Origin of the sequence: Geminisphaera colitermitum TAV2, assembly GCF_000171235.2 — a bacterium.
GTDB classification, from domain to species: Bacteria; Verrucomicrobiota; Verrucomicrobiia; order Opitutales; family Opitutaceae; genus Geminisphaera; species Geminisphaera colitermitum.
Genome location: NZ_ABEA03000157.1, coordinates 37,054 through 55,703, shown reverse-complemented (window position 1 = coordinate 55,703; position 18,650 = coordinate 37,054). Strand labels below are relative to the sequence as shown.

At 59.6% G+C, this 18,650-nt stretch carries 13 protein-coding genes; 3 read left to right on the top strand and 10 right to left on the bottom strand.

Annotated elements, in window-relative coordinates; translation table 11 throughout:
• Window positions 1-84: 84 nt before the first annotated feature.
• The gene (locus OBACDRAFT_RS17565; RefSeq protein WP_043587902.1) at window positions 85-2,541 is read left to right on the top strand and encodes a helicase C-terminal domain-containing protein; all 2,457 of its coding nucleotides are present in this window, start codon (window positions 85-87) and stop codon (window positions 2,539-2,541) included.
• A gap of 59 nt (window positions 2,542-2,600) precedes the next feature.
• Here OBACDRAFT_RS17565 and OBACDRAFT_RS17560 read toward each other — a convergent pair whose 3' ends face one another.
• From OBACDRAFT_RS17560 to OBACDRAFT_RS17550, 3 genes are all read right to left on the bottom strand, one after another.
• On the bottom strand, window positions 2,601-3,329 hold the full coding sequence (locus OBACDRAFT_RS17560) for a phosphoadenylyl-sulfate reductase (RefSeq protein WP_043587900.1): 729 nt from the start codon (window positions 3,327-3,329) through the stop codon (window positions 2,601-2,603).
• A 63-nt stretch (window positions 3,330-3,392) separates the two neighbouring features.
• The gene (locus OBACDRAFT_RS17555) at window positions 3,393-5,126 is read right to left on the bottom strand and encodes a glycoside hydrolase family 2 protein (RefSeq protein ID WP_043587898.1); all 1,734 of its coding nucleotides are present in this window, start codon (window positions 5,124-5,126) and stop codon (window positions 3,393-3,395) included.
• A gap of 172 nt (window positions 5,127-5,298) precedes the next feature.
• Complete coding sequence (locus tag OBACDRAFT_RS17550) at window positions 5,299-6,147, bottom strand: alpha/beta hydrolase (RefSeq protein ID WP_043587943.1); 849 nt, start codon at window positions 6,145-6,147, stop codon at window positions 5,299-5,301.
• A 303-nt stretch (window positions 6,148-6,450) separates the two neighbouring features.
• Between OBACDRAFT_RS17550 and OBACDRAFT_RS17545 the strand changes: the two genes are divergently transcribed.
• Window positions 6,451-7,182, top strand: a complete 732-nt coding sequence (locus OBACDRAFT_RS17545; protein WP_043587897.1) for a hypothetical protein — start codon at window positions 6,451-6,453, stop codon at window positions 7,180-7,182.
• Window positions 7,183-7,450: 268 nt separating this feature from the next.
• On the opposite strand, the gene OBACDRAFT_RS17540 is transcribed toward OBACDRAFT_RS17545, so the two are convergent.
• From OBACDRAFT_RS17540 to OBACDRAFT_RS17520, 5 genes are all read right to left on the bottom strand, one after another.
• A complete protein-coding gene (locus OBACDRAFT_RS17540) occupies window positions 7,451-8,965 on the bottom strand; it encodes an endo-1,4-beta-xylanase (protein ID WP_052362200.1) in 1,515 nt (504 codons plus the stop codon).
• 88 nt (window positions 8,966-9,053) lie between these two features.
• A complete protein-coding gene (locus OBACDRAFT_RS17535; protein ID WP_043587895.1) occupies window positions 9,054-11,312 on the bottom strand; it encodes a glycoside hydrolase family protein in 2,259 nt (752 codons plus the stop codon).
• 131 nt (window positions 11,313-11,443) lie between these two features.
• Entirely contained in the window at window positions 11,444-12,166 is a 723-nt protein-coding gene (locus OBACDRAFT_RS28990; RefSeq protein ID WP_052362199.1) for a DUF1559 family PulG-like putative transporter, read from the bottom strand.
• A gap of 113 nt (window positions 12,167-12,279) precedes the next feature.
• Complete coding sequence (locus OBACDRAFT_RS17525) at window positions 12,280-13,056, bottom strand: hypothetical protein (protein WP_064501126.1); 777 nt, start codon at window positions 13,054-13,056, stop codon at window positions 12,280-12,282.
• A gap of 106 nt (window positions 13,057-13,162) precedes the next feature.
• Window positions 13,163-13,837, bottom strand: coding sequence for a hypothetical protein (locus OBACDRAFT_RS17520; protein ID WP_043587893.1), 675 nt, complete (start codon window positions 13,835-13,837; stop codon window positions 13,163-13,165).
• A 446-nt stretch (window positions 13,838-14,283) separates the two neighbouring features.
• On the opposite strand from OBACDRAFT_RS17520, the gene OBACDRAFT_RS17515 reads away from it, so the two are divergent.
• Window positions 14,284-15,366, top strand: a complete 1,083-nt coding sequence (locus OBACDRAFT_RS17515; RefSeq protein ID WP_081722166.1) for a LacI family DNA-binding transcriptional regulator — start codon at window positions 14,284-14,286, stop codon at window positions 15,364-15,366.
• Between the two features lie 12 nt (window positions 15,367-15,378).
• Here OBACDRAFT_RS17515 and OBACDRAFT_RS17510 read toward each other — a convergent pair whose 3' ends face one another.
• Both OBACDRAFT_RS17510 and OBACDRAFT_RS17505 read right to left on the bottom strand, forming a co-directional pair.
• Window positions 15,379-17,139 (bottom strand): amylo-alpha-1,6-glucosidase, encoded by a 1,761-nt coding sequence (locus tag OBACDRAFT_RS17510; RefSeq protein WP_052362198.1) that lies wholly within the window; start codon window positions 17,137-17,139, stop codon window positions 15,379-15,381.
• 120 nt (window positions 17,140-17,259) lie between these two features.
• Window positions 17,260-18,618 (bottom strand): hypothetical protein, encoded by a 1,359-nt coding sequence (locus OBACDRAFT_RS17505; RefSeq protein ID WP_232767332.1) that lies wholly within the window; start codon window positions 18,616-18,618, stop codon window positions 17,260-17,262.
• Window positions 18,619-18,650: the final 32 nt, after the last annotated feature.

The window sequence follows — 18,650 nt, the reverse complement described above, 5'->3', positions numbered from 1 at the left end:
CACCACGCACAGCGGAGGTCTCGGAGAGACCTCACTACCGTTAAAACAACCGATACCATCCCACGACAAATGCGCTAACGGCCCATGGAATTTGACCTCGAACACCGCACCGCCTCGCTGAGCATCGGTGAATTCGCCACCTTTGCGATCGGGCCGCGCGCGCCGGGGAACGGACAGCAAGGCACGAAGAGAGGGATATGGCGGGCGCAACTGGGCACGCAATGGCATCAGGAAATGCGCGCGCAACTGGCGTCCGAACGGGCCGATGCCGAGTTCGAAGTGCCGGTGTCGGGCAGCGTGGCGCATGGCGGCTGGGTCATCACGCTGACAGGCCGCATTGACCAGGTGCTGCCGGTTAAGACACGCACCGGCCCCGTCGTGCTGCGCGAAATCAAGACCACCCTGCGCGCCATCCCGGCGGCGGAGGAGGAACTTCGTGCAGAGCACCCGGACTATTTTGCCCAACTGGCGGCCTACGTCATGCTGCGCCGTATCGGCGACCCGGATACCCCCGTGCGCGGGGAACTGGTGTTCGTCGAGGCGGGCAGCGGCCTGAGCCAGACGCTCACATGCACGGACACCGACGAGTCGCTGTTTCGCGCCCGGCTGGAGGCCGTGCGCGGTTTTCTCGACCTGCGGGCGGAGTCACGCGAACGCCTGCGCGGACTGGTGTTTCATCCCCCGTTCTCCGAGTTGCGTATCGGGCAGGAGACTACGGCGGCGGAACTGGAGGCGGCGATGGTGTTGCACCCGTCGGTGCTGTTCACCGCCCCGACCGGGTTTGGCAAGACGGGCGTGCTGCTGGAGTGCGCGCTGGGGCAGATGCGGGCGGGACGATTTTCACGATTAATCTACCTGACGAGCAAGGCGACGGGGCAACTCCAAGTGATGCAAACGCTCAGGCGAATGCGGAGTGCGGAGGTTTGCCATTCCGCAATCCGCAATCCGCATTCCGCATTCGTCCGCGCCTGGCAGGTGCGGCCCAAACGCGAGCATTGCGTCAACAGCACGTTTCACTGCGTGCGGGAGGCGTGCGGGTATCTCGACGGCATGGAACGGCGCTGGGAGGCGGCGGGACTTTCGCGGTTTTACCGTTTTGAAAACGAGGCGTGCGAGATCGACGCCCTGCGCGCGGCGGGGCGGACGGCGCGCGTCTGCCCCTACGAGATCACGCGCGTGGCGCTGGCGTTTCAGGACGTGTGGGTGGGCGATTACAACTACGTTTTTGCGCCCAACAACCGGGGCCTGTTTTTCGAGCAGCCGGGGTTTGAACCCGCGGAGACGCTGCTGGTGATCGACGAGGCGCACAACCTGCCCTCGCGCGTGGCGGATGCGTGGTCGCACGCGGCGCAGGCGGGAACGGCGCACGCGGTGCTGGCGGAGTTGGATCATCACCATGTGCCCGCGCCCTTGGTGCGCGCGTGGGAAGAGTGGGCTTTGTTGCTGGCAAGGTTGCGCCCGTGCGAGGCGCTGGGACTCGACCAGGAGGACGACGTGGCCGACGCGCTGCGCACGCTCGCCAGCCGCATCCAGCAAACGCCGCTCGATTACGCGGACTTGGGGCCGGTGGCGAGCGAGGCGTTGTGGATGATCCCGGCGCTGGCGGACTGGCTGGAACGGACGAGCTTGGAAAAATTGCTGTGGTGCCCGGCGGAGGGCGAGTTGCGCTTCACATGCCTGGACGCGGCGGCGGAAATCGGGGCGGCGGTCGCGGAGTTTGGCGGCGTGGTGTTCACCACGGCGACACCGGGACCGGCGGGAATTTTTGCGGAGTCGTGCGGGTTGGTGGGTTTAAATCTTTCAGCCTTTCAGCCTTTCTCCGTGGTTGCCCGCACGCCGTGGCGCGACGCGGCTTATGACATCGCTTACGATGTGCGCGCCGACACGACTTACCTGCAGCGCGGACGCCACGCGCGAACAACCGCCGCGACCGTGGCCGCGTTGCACGAGGCGGCTTCACGCGGAGGGGGGGGGGCGGAGCGGTTGCGATGCGTTGCAGTGTTTTTTCCAAGCTATGCGTATGCGGAGATGATCGAACGCGAATTGAACACGGCGTTTCCGGCGGTGCGAGTGGCGATCCAGCCGCGCCTCAACGACCTTGCGGCGCAGACGGCGTGGGTGGAGGAGTCGCTGGTGATGGCCGATGCGGTGTTTTTGGTGCTGGGCAGCAGTTTTGCCGAGGGCATTGACGCACTGGGCGGGCGCGTGAGTCATGCGATGGTCGTAGGCCCGGCGCTACCGGAGGTCAACGCGGTGCAGAAGGCGCGCATGGCGACACTGCGGGCGTTGTCGCGCGAGGAGGCGTTCCGGAGGGTTTATCAGGCGCCGGGCATGCAAAAGGTGAACCAGGCACTGGGCCGTCTGGTGCGCGCGCCGGGACAGCGGGCGCGGGTGCTGTTGCATTGCCGCCGCTTCGTGGAACTGAGCTACGCGCAACTACTCGACCGCGACTACCAATTTGGCGAAACGATCACCGACGACGCCGGCCTGGCCGCGTGGCTGGGGCAGCAAAAATACAGAGATGATTTTATCATTAACTGATCCATGCGGTTTCTGATCTTCTCCGTGGATTGATTCTCTGTGCCTCGGTGTCTCTGTGGTTAATTCCCCTTCCCCCACTCTTCATGCAGACCGCACTCGCGCTTGAGACCGCCGAAGCGCGTCTGTTCCTCGGTCATGCCGGGTTCGAGTTTCGAGGTGCTGTGCCAGTCGCCGACCGAGACGTAGCCTTGTTCCCAGAGCGGGTGATACGGCAGGTCGTTTTCCGTGAGGTAGCGGTGCACCGTGCGGTTGTCCCAGTCGATGATCGGGTGGATTTTGGTGATATTGTTTTGTTCCTGCACGACGCCGAGCGCCCCGCGCGTGCCGGACTGCGAACGACGCAGGCCCGCCAGCCAGGCGCGCGCGCCGAGGTCGCGCACGGCGCGATCCATGGGCTCCACCTTGTTGTCGAAATTGTAGGCTTTGAGCCCGTCGATCCCTTGCTCCCAGCGTTTGCCGTAACGGGCTTCTTGATACGCGGCGGTGAGGCGCGGCTGGTAAACCTTGAGATTGAGCCTGAGCCGCTCCGTCAACTGGTCGGCGAAGCGGTAGGTCTCGGCAAACAGGTAGCCGGTGTCGATGAACACCACGGGGAGCTCCGGGACGATGCGTGTGACGAGATGCAGCATGACCGCCGCCTGGATGCCGAAGCTCGTCGTCAGCACCAGCCCATCGCCAAACGTGTCCACCGCCCAACGCACACGCTCCTGCGGCGTGGCCTTTTCGAGATCGGATGGCGGGGGGGGGGGGGGGACGGTGGCGGATGCGGCGGCGGACGGTGTGCTCATGTTGCGAATGAGCACAAACCGTAGTTAACGCCTGTTTGAAGTAAAGGGTCGGAAGCCCGGTTATTATTTTCCGGCTCCGGATGACTGCCGAAAAATTTCTTTCACCACGCGCGCCGCGGCCTTGGGACGGCGGTATTCGTCGAAGGTGCCTTTATTGTTGAACGCCCGCGGACGTTTCAGAGACCAGCCGCCGCCGTAGGTGCGCACGTCGCTGAAATGCCATAGCGCGATGCCGCTGCTGCGCGGATTGGACAACGCCTCCTCGCAGGCCCGGCGGATATACTCGGCCTGATGCTCTTCGGTGAAAAAGTCGTTGTGCGCATCGCGCCATCCGTAAAGCCCCTCGGCCCCGATCTCCGAAATCATGATGGGCTTGTCCGCGAAACCGCGCGCGTCGATCGATGCGAAAAATTCGCGCATCGCCGGCGCAATCAAGTCGAGCGGATGCTCCACGCCTTCGCATCCGTACCAGCCAGGGTAGATGTTGAGCGCAATCAGGTCGGCCAGATCGAAGTGTTTGTCCACCTTGCCATACATCGAAGCGTAGCTCACCAGCCGCGAGGGATCGAGAGCGCGCAGCGTCTTCGTGGTTTCTTCAAGGACGGGGCGCACGTAATCGGCGTTTGTCCCGGCCTCGTTGAGGAAACCCCAGATTATGACGCACGGGTGGTTGCAACTCGCGCGCACCATCGCGCGCAAGGCCCGTGCGTGATCGGCGCGCCACTTCGTGCTGGCAAATGTCTTCTCGCGCTGTCCCCACCCGAGATTTTCCTCCCAGACGAGCAACCCGAACTCGTCGCACAAGTCGAGGAACCGCTGGTCCTGCGGGTAGTGCGAACCGCGCACGAAATTGCAACCCAGGTCCTTCATGAGCTGGATGTCGGCGACCATCTGGAGCGTTGGCGTGCAGGGGCCGGTATTCGGATGCCACTCATGCCGGTTGTAGCCGCGCAACACGAGCGGTTGTCCGTTGAGCCAGAGTTTGCCGGAGCGCGCCTCGATGCGGCGCAGTCCGAAACGGATTTCCAAGGCGTCGCCGTTGTCCGGCAGCCGCACCGTCAGGCGGTGCAGATGCGGCGTATCCGGCGACCAGATACGAGGCGCGCCCGCCTGAAGTTGCAGCGTCGCCACGCCATCCGCGTCCACCGGGATATTTTCCGCGACACGCGGCTCGTTGTCGTCGATCTGCGTGACGAGCGCAACACTTGCCGGAATGCTTTTTCCGGACAGGTGCACGCGCAACTGGAACCGTCCCTCCGCATAACCTTCGCCGACGAGAGTCTGCACGTGGTCGATAAACACGCCGCCTTCGACCGACGCGACGGGCAACAGGTGCAGCGTCACGTCGCGCAGGAGTCCCCCGTATTGGTAAAAATCAAAATACTCCTCATGCATCGGCACGCGGGCGAAGTCGTAGCGGTTGTCCACCAGCACGACGAGTTCGCGTTCGCCGGACGAGTCCGTGCGCACCGGCACATCGACAGTGAAGGGCGCGTAGCCACACGCGTGTTCCGCGACCGCCACGCCGTCGATCCACACGCGGCACCACATCGACACCGCGCCAAACTCCAGCCGCGCACGCCTTCCGGCAGGCACCGTGAAGCGCCGCCGGTAAACCGCCGCGCCCCGCCTGCCCGCGTGTGCCGGGAGCGCGTCGAAGGCCGAGGGGACAGGCGTTTTTTCCGTTTCGGAGGGGAAGGATGCGGGCGAAAACGCATCGAGGTCGATGCGACCCGGGAACGCGAAGTCCCAGAGACCGTTGAGAGACGTGACCGTGCGCAAGGGAAAGGATGGCATGACGAAGGACAAGCGGGAAGCCAGACAGGTCAGGCCAAGGAGTGTCCAGACTTCGTTCGCTGATACTGATAAACCGATGTTACACAGACGGCCTTGAAGTGGCGCGGGCGTTCCACCCGCGCCACGGCTCTTTGCGCCATTTAGATTTTACTTCCATGAAGCCGAGCATGGGTCAACGGCCCTGGGCGGAGGACGTGTCCGCCGCGCGCCACGCGACCGCTCGTTTCAAAAAATCCGGCACGATGATCCAGGAACCGCTCACCACGCTGCCGTGAGTGAGTCCTCCCATTTCGTAAAACTCGACCATCGGATGGCCGAGATTGCGCAGGCTGGCAGCCAGCAGATTGTTTTCCTCGACGCGGTTTTTGTATTCGATTTTCCGATCACCCAGAATGAGACAAACGGGGGGCAAGTCCTTCGACGCGTGGTAAAGCGGGGCGAATTCATCAATGATGGGACGATATTCCGGACGGGTGTCGCCACGCAATTTTTTGACAAGGAAGTGAGTTGTCACCTGCGCGCTGACGAGGACGAGGCCGACGAGGTCGCGGTTGGAAACGCCTTGAGCGGCCAGCCATTGCGGGTCCATGCCGACCATGGCGGCGAGGTAGCCGCCTGCCGAATGTCCGGCGAGAAAGATTTTTTTCGGATCGCCGCCGCGCTCCGCGATGTGCCGGAGCGTCCAAGCCGTGATGGCAGCCGCATCCTCAAGATAGCCGGGATGCTCCACTTTCGGCGAAAGGCGATAGCTGGCCGCGATCAGACCGATGCCTTTGTCGCGGAGCACCGGCATGAAACGTTTCCCGCTGGTGAGTCCTCCGCCGTGCAACCAGATGAGGGTGGGGAAACCGGGTTTCCCGGTCGGCAGCCACAAGTCCATGCGGCATTGCTCCTGCCGGTAGGCATCCGCTTTGGCAAAGGCCGCTTCCTCCAGATAGGAGACGTTTTTCTCTTCCACATGGGAGGCAAGGGCGGCGGATGCCACGGAGAAGAGCAGGACGATTGGGAGGAGGCGTTTCATGGTTGCGGAAAACATACGATTTCGAACACGAGAGAAAACGGGAGCGATGCCATCGCGGCAAGCAAGCTGGTTAATACGCAACATGCAAATGACGATATTTGAGCTGGCCCACGGCAAATGCCCTGAGCGCCCTCCTTTGTCGCAGTCAATATATGGATGGCCGGAAGACGGTGAGGAGACGGTCACGATATGACTCTATGATTAGAGTAACCGACCTATCGACTTCTATCCGATCAGCCGGATGCTGTGTCACCGGTTGCTGCTCCCAAGGAGCTGCTAACAGTCAATCCATCCAAAACCACCATGAAATCTCAAACATCCTACACCCACAAAATCGCAGGAGCGCTTGCGCTCGCACTGGTCGCCGTCAGTGGAATCCAAGCTCAGTCAACCGCTGCATTCTGGAGTTTCCAAACCACTCAAAACGGAACCGGGGGGACATTTACCAGCATCGTGACAGCCTCGACGTTTCAAACCATCCCAACGCTTTCCTATACGGGTTCAAACATTACTTCGGGCGGAAACAACGGCGGTGCCGCTTCGTTTCAGGCATTCGATGGCACAACATGGTCGGGCAGCGGAACGGGAAGCACGCCAGGACATTCATTGGCGTGGAACAGCGGCTCCACGGGAAATTCCTTCAGTGTCACACTGGATACAACAGGACTGTCTTCCTTGCAGGTTCGCATGGATCTCCGCTCCTACACCGGCGGACTGACGTCGTTCTCTAATTTGCAATATGACACGGGTTCGGGCTGGGGTTCATCGGGACTCTCGCTTGCGTCTTTCTCAACCGGAACGGGCTACTCGGTCTGGTCACTGGATCTTTCAAGTCTCGTTGCCATCAATAATCAGTCGTCGGTGACGTTGCGCTGGTCGTTTGCCGATATTCCTTCCGGCTCATCGCTGCGTGTCGATAATCTTCAAATCACCGCAATCGCCGTGCCCGAGCCGGCCAGCATCGGGTTGGCGTTCGGTGTGGTGACGATAGGAGCCATTGCCCTTTATCGTCGTCGTATTCGCAAACAAATGTGACTGCGTGGTGAGATCACGGATCGTCGTCAGACGTTTTCAAAAAGAAGAGAGGGGGACGAAAATTTCGTCCCCCTCTCTTTCTTTTTAACTGATGTTACGCGGCAGGAGGGGCGGCGTCCCCGCCGCCCGACGCGCGACAGCGCGCCCGAATAACACAAGTGCTTTATTTTGGCGGACCTGCCGGTCCGTCCGGCGGCGGGGACGCCGCCGCTCCTGCCGCGTAACTTCAGTTATATAATCACAATTCTGTTTTCAGAAATTGAAAAACTCATTTGCACTCCGTGCCCAAAATATAAGGGGTGACGTGCGTGCGTCCGGAATCATCCTGCCACGTCAATTTGTATCCGCCTCGAAACCCACGAAAATGCACCGTCCCATCCGCTCCGGCACGGACGGTGAGCCGTGTTTTCCACTCGTCATGAATGAGGTGTTTGAGGACATCATGCGCCGGCTTGGGCTTCATGTCGCGTGTGAACAGACCGGATACGGACGGCTCGCCGGGCGCGCCGCAATCATCAACGACGTTCCACCAAGTGATGCCCATCACCGGCTTCAGGCTGAACCATAGGCGATACAAGTTTCTCGCGATAATCGCCTGAATCAACCGGCCCTGTTCCTCACCTGCGGTGGTGGTCGGTGCGGAAATGGTGATTTCACTCATGTGAATGGGGACTCCCGCCGTGGCCAGGCGTTCAATGGTGGCGCGAATCTTGTCAGGACGAACTTTGGCATCGGTCTTCTCATCACTATTGCCATCGGCGATGTCCTTGCACTGTTGCGGATTGAAGATGTGCATCTGCGCTCCCATGACATCAATCTTGCAGCCGCGTGTCTGCAAATCCTGCACCTGCCGCAAATAATCCTCCCCAAGGTTGTAATCGTTGATGTTGAGGAAAACTTTTTTTGGGAAAGCGCTCTCGGCGATTTTGAACGAGCGGCAGGCATAGTCGCCGGGCATAAGTCCATTGCCACTTTTACAAAGACCATCGCCTGCGATGTGCAAGCCGAGTCCGAAGTCGGTTGCGCTTTCATTGACGATGTCCCAACTGTGCAGGCGGCCTTTGTAGCGCAGGGCGATTTCAATGATCCGTCGCGTCATGAGTGTGTTCACCTCGTTGGTGAAGCCGGGCAGCAATTTTTCAATCTGGGCAGGTGTCATCGAATCGAATAATTCGATGCGCGGAGTGACGCTGGGGTTTTCCGGCGGACGGGCGTTTTTTCGATACGACTCGGGAATTTTCTCAAACACCCAGTCTGGCATGTGCCATTGGGCATTGCCCCATACGAGAGTGTGCCCATGCATGCGGATGCCCTTGCTCTCGCAAAACTCCACCACGGGATCGGTTGCCGGACGCCGCCAGTGTGGTTGCCGTTTCGGTTCTTTGATCGAATTCCAAAACTCCGCCGTATCCTCATACTTCGCCTTGAAGCGCGGCGTCCCCTCTTCCGGTTCAAAACACTTCCAATAAAAAGCAATTGTCGCCGAGTTGAAGAGTGTGCCGTAAAGTTCCTTGTAACGAGCATTGCACTCATCGCTTCCCAACTGGTCGAAGTTGAAAATATGCGCGCCGAAAACGAATTCATGCGACACCTGTTCGACGCGAACTTCTGTGCCGGGAGCGATTTTATCACCCAAGCAAACAAGAGCGTCTGCCTTGCGATTTGCCTCAATGTCGGCGTCGATCTTTTCATACTCCGCCTTCCATAGTTTCAGGTAAGCATCGCTCATTACGAGGCCAGGATTTTTGATGACGGTCTCAATGACTTTTTCAGCGGTAGCCATATCTTTCAGATTGTTGAAAATTGCCGTGATTGGTCGGTGCGGGATAAAGCAACTTATGAGGTTTTGGTGTTCTGTTTTTCAACATGTATCATCGTGCGAGTTCGTAGGCGGCGATGACATGTCCGTCTGATGTGTTTTTGGCGGTAAATCGTGAGCGCCCATTCTGTGTTTCCATGGCAACACGGAAGAGCCGTTCGCCCGAAAAACTGAGAGCGTAGAGAACAAAACCTTCTTCAGGAAAATTACGGTTGAATGTGAATTCAACTTCGCCGCGGTGGGCCAAAAGCGGTGCATTTCCCCATTCGTCGAGAATCGCCAACTCGTCGTTTCTGAAGCGCATTCCCTCCCCCTTGCTACCGGTCAGGTGGAGGATCAAATAAGATTCGCTCGTACTCAGCGGTTTTTCATCCATTGCGGAGACGAATACCGTGGCAAAAGATTTTTTGCTTTTGGCCGTGGCAAACGCGCCTTTTACCTCCTGCCCTTCCGGCACGGCAAATCCTTCGCTGCGTGGAGTGACAACAGAAAAGACGCCCAAGTCGCGATCAAGCGTAAGTTCCCCCGTGTCGTTTACGGCAGGATTGCGCGGAAGATTCAGTCCCAGCCTGACTGTGGTATCGGTATAGACAGGCACGCCGTTCGTGACGACCGGAGTGGAGCCTATCTGGAAAACGCCTTTCGTGTTCGGAGGGAGCATAGACGCGACAGCCTCCGGTTTTTTCGGATCGAAAAACAGGATACCGGTGCGGCCCAACAAACCGATGCGACGGAGATTTTCTGGCCAGACTTTCTCTGCTTTTAGCTCCTCCGCATAATCAAGCGGCATCAGAATCGGATAATTATCCACGGAGGGGAGAACGTCGCCGCGCAGGAAGAGCAGAGACGTCATTCTTTCGGCGAGTGCTGTCTGCGGATTGGCGATTGCAAGGATCGCTCGTGGCTTGACGGTTTCGAAATTACCGCGCGAAAAACCGTGACCGAGGCCAAAACGCACCAATCCGTTCCAATTTTGCGCGGCGGCATATGACGCCATGAGCAATGTGCCTTCCTGGGCGGATTCGGCAGGCATGCAGTATTCCCATTCGCTAACAACAAACGGCTTCCCATAGTGACGTCCCGAAGCGAGTATCGACATCGGCCCTCCACTGTAATACGCCTTGATGGTGCTGACCGCGCCTACTTTCAAAGCGGCCTTGTTTTCATGCCATCTGAAATTTTTATCGAGCGATGTAGGGTGCCATCCGTAGGCATGGAGATCAATGTAATCAAACTGGCGACGTTGCAAAATCGTCTCATACCGCAAGGTGTCGAGATTCTGGTCTGTGAGCGGAACCCGGATACCAATGTCACGGGCGCTCCGGACAAAACGCGCGTAGGTCTCATTGTAAAACTCCGTGATGAACTGCCGATGTCGTTCCTTGCGTAATTCGGGAGTGTTTTCATAGCCACGCTTGGCAGCCCATTCGTCAAATTTCCGGTCGAACATCGCCTGCACCGTTGGTGTGACGCCGGGCAACTTCGTCATGGGGCCCTCGTTGATCAGACTGATAAAGACGATGGCCGGATCGTCTTTCCACGCGAGACCGGTATAAGGATTGACGTGGTTCATGAGATTCTCGGCAAATGCCCAAAAATCGTCGGCTGTGCGTTCGTCAACCCAGACCAGCGCCTTGTATTCCAGACGGTTGAACTTCTCGTCGGTTGTTCCTGGATAATCGGGGAAATGAGCCCTTCGGATACGGCGGATCGTATAAAAATCGAGCGTTGTATAGATGCCTCGTTTTTTGCAGGCAGCCACAATACGATCAAGGCGATCGAGATTCACGGGATCGAGTTCTCCGGAATGATAGCGTTTGGGGTCGGACGCCTTGTAGTCGGCAATCCAGTCGTCGAAATGATGAAGTCGAAGCAAGTTGTAGCCGGCTTCAGCCATCGCGTCGGCATCGGATTCTACCAAAGCACTGTCGGCGGACGGCACATCCATCAGGTTGAGACCGTTAAAACGGACTGGCTTTCCGGGGCGATTCTCAAACTCAAAATGCTCGCCAACAGCGCGAATGAATCCGTGTTTGCCGGCGGGCGCATCGAAGATCCACGGTTTGGTGGAAAAATCGAAAATGCCTCCCTTTTTGACGCGCCTCGGTCCCTTGACGGGAATGTAATCCTCGCTCGTGGTAAAAACAATCTGCTCTGACTTCGCGGTGGCGGCAGATTCAGTTGCAGTCGCAGCGCCATCGGCATCGTTGAGCGCATCGTCAAGCGCAGTGGCTGCAATCCCGGAGCATGTCGTGGCAGCAAACGACAAAATCACACTAGAGAAAAATAGTTTGGGAATGCGAACGGTCATGATGAAATAAACGGCAATTTGTAATAGAAAAATGATACGTGCGAGAGTGGAGTAATCGTCCCCCCCTCACTCAGGGGGAGGGGGGGAGGGGGGGATGCGTTTTGTGAAGTAGTGGGAAACTGCCGCCAGATCTATTGAGGAACCTTGTAGGTTTGTTTGAAATTTTCGACCGACGTCGTTGTCACATGGCCGTCGCACCAAGCGATGTTGGTTTTCTCCCCATGCAGAGCGCCCATGCGTTCCACAATACGAGTTCCCCAGTAGGGATCGTCAAAGCCGGATGCTGTGAACTTGAAACCGTAGGTCCATGTTCCTCCCCCCGTGACCGGAGTCGAATTATCAGTCATGAGAACCGTCTGGCTGGGCACCGTAATGCTATTTGCCGCAACTTGTGTGGATGTGTCGGATATTACAGACATGTTCACGGCATAGGGATAACCGTAGGCGTTGCCGTTGGGAAATATCCAGTGAGAGGGATACGGCTGGCCAACTTCATTGGACGGACAAACAACAAGGCGCATGGTGGCGCGCCCCACTTTCCCATCCGCTGTCTCGCCTCCACTGATGTAAGGAGCGATCGGACAGTTCTTCTTGTTGTTGTCGCCGCAAAACCAGTTGATATTGCCGTCCGTGGCACCCGGAGGCGGCGGATACGCCGTCGGATAAAGTCCCTTGTGCTCGTCGGCATACATGGAAATCGCTGTGGCGAGTTGCCTCAGATTGGATTTGCACTGCGCACCTCTTGCCGTCCCCCGGACTTTGCCGACGACGGGAATCATGATACCCGCGAGGATACCGATGATGGCAATGACAGTGAGCAATTCGATCAGAGTGAAGGCGGAGGTCTTTTTCATGGAAGGGGGGGGAAGGCAAAACGGATGAACTTTTGTCAAATGCAGCTGAATACAATAACGGTCATTACAAAACTGCTGGCACACAACATGGCTGTTGCTGGTTCTGGAACAGGCTATGGAATGATTTGCAGCGAGGTGAGGGATCCCTTGTTCACACCACCTGCGGAAGAAGTCATGATATTCAGGAACTCTCCTGCCTCAAGGGTAACGCTAAACTTGAAGTAGTTTGTGCCCTGAACCCAACTGTCTGTGGCTGTCACTCCGGCTGGATAGGAAATCGATTGGGCAACAAAACCGTTTTGGGTGACTGTCCCGGTGCCCAATCTGTAGGCTATGGTATCCACCGCCGTCGATGTTTTGCCGACATAGACGTTTTGGCTATGCGCGGAATTGGAATTAGTGTTGCGCGTGGTGACGTAAACATCGTAGGTGCCGGACTGAAGTCCGCCAATTTGCAACGCAATAACGCTGCCATCAGAATTAACCGAGATGCCGTCCCTACCCACGGAATTGCCACTATAGATGCCTGTGCGTATGGCACCTCCACGATAATCTGAAAGGTTTGGATTGTTGGCGAGAGTATTGAATTTGACATGATTGGCGTAATTCAAGCCTCCGCCCAAACGCAGGCTGACACCTTGCGCGGTGGTGTTGTCTGACCATTTTAGCCCGCCCGCAGCAACGTCTTCCAGTTCGACCTTGTTCCAAGTTTTATCGGTGAACTGAGCATTGGCGGCATGCAAGGGGCTGTTGGTTAGATTGCTTCCGGCGACGGTTATGGGACCGAAATCAATCATGAGAGCTTGCGCGAATGCGACAGGGGCGGGCAGCGATGCGAGAAGCAACGATGCGAGTGGGGCGAGGAATAACTTTGGGGAGTTGAATTTCATTGTTTGGAGGATGTTGGTTTATTCAGAGGAAGGGCGGTAGCGTGGCAGCGTAATAACAGAGGCAAATCTTGAGTAAAAAAAAACTGAAGATGTTTAGCTTTTCCCTTCAGGGGATGATGGCGGAGCCAATGTCGCCCCAAGGACCTTTGTCGCCACGGGTGTTCTCCCAGCGGAGGGCAAAATAGACGGTTTTGCCGCGCTGGCCTTCCTTAAAGGGGAGGATGAGGGGAGAGTGGGTGTCGAAACGAGAATAGGGCAGGTCGGTTTCGATGTCGTCGGTGGGAGGTGTATCGCGGATGGCCCAGCAGCACTCCGCGCCGTGCACGCCGTAGGGTTTGGCTCCGGCGGGCTTGGCTCCGGTGGGGTGATAGTAGATATGGATTTCACGGAGGTGTGAGATGCCCACTTCGAAGGCGGGCGAGTCCGCAGGCACGGGGACGGGGGTGCGCGTGGTCTTGGGGATGGGCAGGCCGAGGCTCACGCGGTCATCATCGGTGGTGGCGTCGTTGTGGGTGATGTATTGGCGGACGAGGGCGCGGATGTGGGCTTCGTAATCGTCGCGGGCGTGTTTTTTTTGTTCGATGGCCAGCGGGGTGCGGGTGCTCGGCTGGCTGGCGAGTTGGAAGGCGTCGATCCACAGTCCTTGGAGGCTCTCGAACGTGGTCATTTTGGCCGCAGGGATGCCGATGCGCGTGACCATGGGGCCGAGTTTCAGCGCGAAGTTGGCCTGCCAAGCGTGGAAACTCTCGTCGGCGGAGGGGATATATCCGGTATTGCTCATGATGTTTTGGCTTTCAGTTCTGGTGTGGGTTCGTTGGCTGTCTGGTTTTTATCGGTGGGCAGGCAAAGGGAGGGAGGAGGCGGGATCCGGGTTCGCTTGGGATATGTCCTGAGCATTTTAGGACACGTCCGGAGCTCTTTAGGACTTGTCCTGAATGCCTTGGGACTTGTCCTAAGCAGTCCAGGACTTGTCCGGAGGGAGGTTGGACTCGTCCCGAATACTTTGGGATTCGTCCGGAGTGATTTTGGACAGGTCCCGAATGCTTTTGGACGTGTCCCGGGAGATTTGGGACACCCGGCAAATAACTCGGCGGGCAAGGGCAGCGAATGAACACTGGCTCTAATGGTGGGTGATGACATGGCGGCGGAGGTAATCGGTTCGGAAAAGTTGCCGGGATTGGTTTGGAGAGTCGACACAGGCGTTACTCTAATCATAGAGTTACGGGCATGAGTTCGAAGGTCGCAGCGAAGAGTGGCGGACGCGGGGTGGCGATGCGCGATGTGGCGGAGGCCGCGGGCGTGCATGTGACGACAGTTTCGCTGGCCTTGCGCAACAGTCCGCAGTTGCCGGTGGCGACGCGGGAACGCATCCGAGCGCTGGCGGAAAAGATGGGGTATCGGGTCAATCCGTTGCTGACAGCGCTGGTGCAGCAGCGGCGGACGGCGCGGTCGGGGAAGTTTCAGGGGGCGCTGGCCTTCATCACGCGCTCGCAAGCGGGACGGCAGGTGCTGGCGGAAAATGCGTATGTGGCGCGGATGTTCGAGGCGGCGCGGACACATGCAGAGGAGTTGGGGTTTAAACTTGAGGCGTTCGAAGCGGCGGAGTTCGGGTCGCACGCGCGGCTGGAAAAGGCGTTGCACACGCGGGGAATTCGCGGGGTGTTTCTGCCGCCGTCGGACGAGCCGGAAGGCGGTCCGGTGGCGCTCAACTGGGAGCATTTCGCCGTGGTGACGTTCAGCACCAACCTGCGCACGCCGCCGATGGACCGGGTGGACACGGATCATTTCGGGGCGACGTATCAGGCAGTGCATACGGCGTGGCAGCGGGGCTACCGGAAGCCGGGATTTTTTGTGCTGTCGCATTCGGATGTCGCGTCGCAGGGGCGGTGGCGCGGCGGGTTTCTTGCCAGCGGGCTGGAACGCGAAAGCGGGAAGAAACGGTTGTCGTTGATCCCGCCGCTGGTGGTGGACGAGGCGGAGTTTGACGCGGAGTTCGAACGATGGCTGGCGCGATGGAAGCCGGACGTGCTGGTTTCAAACAGTCTGTCGTTGCAGCGTTGCGAGCCGGTCTTGCAGCGACTGCGGTTGGCGGTGCCGGACGATCTGGCCGTAGTTGAAATTAACATACACGCGCAGGAAAACCGACACAGCGGTCTCTACACGTGCGTGGAGGAAAGCAGTCGGCGGGCGATCGACCAGATCGTGGGGAAGTTATACCGAAACCGGCTGGGGTTGCCGGGAACCCCGGCGATCCTCTTGACGACCCCGGTGTGGCACGAGGGGACCACGCTGCCGGTGCGGAGCAGGTAGTTGACTTGCGGGCTACACCACGGACGCGGGTTCGGGTTCGCGGGTGGGCGCGGGTGCGTTTGCGGGGACGGCGGCGAGCGTGGCGGTGTGGCAGAGGTCGATGTAGAGCGAGGCGCTCCAGCCGAAATCGTGAATAACCTGGTGGTAAGGCGACACGTCGGGGGCGTTGCGACCCTTGCGCGGGAGATCAGGCGGCGGGATACTGCCGGAGTCGTCGTAAAACTCGAAAAAGGTGCCGAGCTTGGCGTGCCAGCGTTCGAGTTCAGCGATGGTTTTGTGGCGGAGATGCGTGGCGAGTTGCCGGAGAGCATCGGCAGTCCGGGGATCGGCGTGGGCGATGTCGTTGCCGGTGCGGGCGAGTCCCCGGATCACGAGCCAGTTGAGGTTGACCCACATGGGGCCGCGCCACATGTCGCGGGTGTATCCGGGAGAACCGGACGGGATGCTGGAAACGGGGACCGGCGTGTCGAAACGTCCGCCGCCGCCGGGACGCAGGTGCTCAAGGAGGCGGCGCGCGCGGGCGGGGTCAATGGCGCCGCACAGGAGAGGGAGAAATCCGGGTCCGGACCAGACGCCGGTGCGGTGGCCGGTGGCGATGTCGCGGTCGAAATAAAATCCGGCATCGTCGTCCCAGAGATGTTCGTTGATGAGTGTAATGAAACGAGCATGACGGTGTTGCCAGAGTGCGATTTCCGCAGTGGGGCGGGCGAGGCGGAGCGCGAAGCGGGCCATCCATTCGCATTCGTGGGCGAGGTAGCTGTTGAAATCAACGGCGTCGAGGAGCACGGCGGCGTCGAAACGGGTACTGTTGTCCATGCCGCTTTCGTCGCTGCGGTTGTTGGGGTTGGAGGGGTCCACGGCCCATTCGCAAAGGCCGTTGGCGTCGCGGTCGCGGCGGGCGATGTCCCATTCGAGGTAGCGGGCGAGGGAGGGATAAAGGGCGGCGAGCCATGCGTCATCGGGTGCGGCTTCATCGACGAGGCCGACGGCAAGGGCGAGAATCGGCGGCTGGGTGACGGTGGAGGTTTCCGTCGGCGTGGCCATGTGTGGAATGAAGCCGTCAGGGTGTTGCGTGTCGAAGACGGCTTGCAGGATTTCGCGGGCAAGGGCCGGATCGAGATGCCGCCAGCCGATGGCATGGAAGGCGGAATCCCAAAGCCAAAGGTCACGGTGGGGCCAGCGGTCGGGCGTCGTCCAACGATGGCGGAAGCGGCCTTCGGGAGAATAGATCTGGCTTTTGAACATGCACAGAGCCTTGCACCAGGCGGCGGCGGAGGCGGGGTGTCGCGCGATATGGGCGGGCAGGGTCTGCGCAGCGAGCCAGCGCAGGCGATCAGCCCTAGCGATGTCGATGTCGGCGTCGATGAGTGCGGGATTCCAGTGGGCCGCGACGCCGATGAGGGTGCGGGGGGAGGGGGGGATGGAGGAGGGAACACTGTTGTTGGCACGGTTATCCAACACGCGCAGCGAAGAGGGAATGTCCGGGATGGGTGTGGCAATCTGGCAGGGACCGACGATGAGGAGATGGTGCGCGTCAAGCAACACGGCCTGCGTTCGCTCCGTGATGATGACATCATTGCTCAGGTTCGCGCCGGATCGGGCTCCGGGAAACCGCACCTCAAGCGTCGCCGGTAGTTCGATTCTCAATACAAGACCGGGGCGGGTGCGCGCGACAATGCCATCGTCATGGCAGGTCCGCCCATCGAGGCCGGAGAAGCAAACGAGCTGGCCGGGAGTCCATGCGGGAAGCGGCTGGTGGGTCTTTTGAAACATATGTTTCCACAAACTTCCTTCCGACGTTCACCTGAAGCGATTCGCAAAAAACTCTAATCGTAGAGTGCCCGCGTCAGAAAATCACGGTCATGGCCACAACCACGAGCGCGGCGCAGTTGTTCACCGTCCAACGATCTCGCTGACGTCGATCCGATACATCTGCCGGGGGCCTTCGTGGATCGAGTCAATGCACACGCTGCGCCCGTCGCGCGCCCAGCGCGGGTGCAGGTCGCAGCGGATCTGCCACTCCATCGGCGGCGAGAGGAAACGTCCGATGTCCACGCGCCGGCGCGATTCCATGTGCCAGAGAAACAGGGTGCGGTGGTGGTCACGCTTGTCTGGATACGTGTCGGAGAGCACCCATTCGCCGTTCGGCGAAAACGAGCAATGGCCGTCGCACGTAAGCACGCCGTCGCCGATCATCTCGATGCGCCGGGCCGGGGGGGCGTCGTTGTCGTCGAACAGATAATAATGCGGGCCGCTCTCGTTGCGATTGGCCCAGGCCAGAATCGCGTCGCCGCCGCGCCAGTCGTAGTGCGACACGAGTTCGTGATCGGTGAGGCAGCGCAGTCCGCCGCCGTCGATGTCGAGCGTGAGCAGGCGCGTGGAGCCGACTTCCTGATTGGGCGACTTGCGCCGGTGCAGGACGGCAAACCGCCGGTCGTCCGCGCCAAACTGGGCGTGATTGAACCGGTGCGTGAGTCCGCCGAAATCGGCCCCGCGCTGAAACCGCGCCGCCTCCGCCACGCTGAGAATCAGGCGGCTGCGTCCGCTGGCCAGATCGATGGCGTAAACCCCGTCGTCCTCCGGTTCGAGCACCTCGCGCCATGCGTCCGGCACGCCCGCGTAGCCGTAGCCGGGACGCTGGTGCTGGAGACGCGCGAAGTTGAGCGACACGGCGGTCGTGCCACTGCGGTTGACCGCATACACGGGGCGGTCGAGCACGCGTTCGCGTCCTGTATTGAGATTAAAAATACGCGACACCAGCCGTCCGTCGATGCGGTCGTTGAAAATGACGTCGCCGCTCGATCCGTCGCCGAGCCACTGGAGCATGCAGCCTTGCTGCCAGTTCCATGCGCGCGTCTCGGCAAAGGGCGTGAACGCCCCCCCCCCCCCTGCCCTGTCCGTTTCGACGAAGCCCAGTGTGAGCACGTCATCCGCGGTCGGAGGGCGGTGCATGAAAGCGGACTCCATGGCGAGCAGGCGACGCCCGGAGGCATCCCAGGGACATTTTTCGTAGTAGCCAAAAAAATGATGCTTCGGTCCGCGCGTGAGCGCGACGGCGGCGGGAAACGCGGCGGTGGCGACGGAGGCATCGTCGTTTGTCGGGGAAACATCGGCAACGGCGGAGGAAAATGAATTCATGCGCGCATCTGAATCCGCCACCCCGCAGAGAACGAGCGCGCCGTCATTGATACAGATAAGCTGGGGCTCCTCCCCCCCCCCCCCCCCCTGCCCTTTCACGCAGATGGCAGCCAAGGGTGGAGGGCGGGTCTCCCGACCCGCCAGAC

What these genes read in the sequence shown, in the direction of transcription:
- OBACDRAFT_RS17565 (WP_043587902.1), top strand. Translation starts at nt 85, where the DNA reads ATGGAATTTGACCTCGAACACCGCACCGCCTCGCTGAGCATCGGTGAA.
- OBACDRAFT_RS17560 (WP_043587900.1), bottom strand. Translation starts at nt 3,329, where the DNA reads ATGAGCACACCGTCCGCCGCCGCATCCGCCACCGTCCCCCCCCCCCCC.
- OBACDRAFT_RS17555 (WP_043587898.1), bottom strand. Translation starts at nt 5,126, where the DNA reads ATGCCATCCTTTCCCTTGCGCACGGTCACGTCTCTCAACGGTCTCTGG.
- OBACDRAFT_RS17550 (WP_043587943.1), bottom strand. Translation starts at nt 6,147, where the DNA reads ATGAAACGCCTCCTCCCAATCGTCCTGCTCTTCTCCGTGGCATCCGCC.
- OBACDRAFT_RS17545 (WP_043587897.1), top strand. Translation starts at nt 6,451, where the DNA reads ATGAAATCTCAAACATCCTACACCCACAAAATCGCAGGAGCGCTTGCG.
- OBACDRAFT_RS17540 (WP_052362200.1), bottom strand. Translation starts at nt 8,965, where the DNA reads ATGGCTACCGCTGAAAAAGTCATTGAGACCGTCATCAAAAATCCTGGC.
- OBACDRAFT_RS17535 (WP_043587895.1), bottom strand. Translation starts at nt 11,312, where the DNA reads ATGACCGTTCGCATTCCCAAACTATTTTTCTCTAGTGTGATTTTGTCG.
- OBACDRAFT_RS28990 (WP_052362199.1), bottom strand. Translation starts at nt 12,166, where the DNA reads ATGAAAAAGACCTCCGCCTTCACTCTGATCGAATTGCTCACTGTCATT.
- OBACDRAFT_RS17525 (WP_064501126.1), bottom strand. Translation starts at nt 13,056, where the DNA reads ATGAAATTCAACTCCCCAAAGTTATTCCTCGCCCCACTCGCATCGTTG.
- OBACDRAFT_RS17520 (WP_043587893.1), bottom strand. Translation starts at nt 13,837, where the DNA reads ATGAGCAATACCGGATATATCCCCTCCGCCGACGAGAGTTTCCACGCT.
- OBACDRAFT_RS17515 (WP_081722166.1), top strand. Translation starts at nt 14,284, where the DNA reads ATGAGTTCGAAGGTCGCAGCGAAGAGTGGCGGACGCGGGGTGGCGATG.
- OBACDRAFT_RS17510 (WP_052362198.1), bottom strand. Translation starts at nt 17,139, where the DNA reads ATGTTTCAAAAGACCCACCAGCCGCTTCCCGCATGGACTCCCGGCCAG.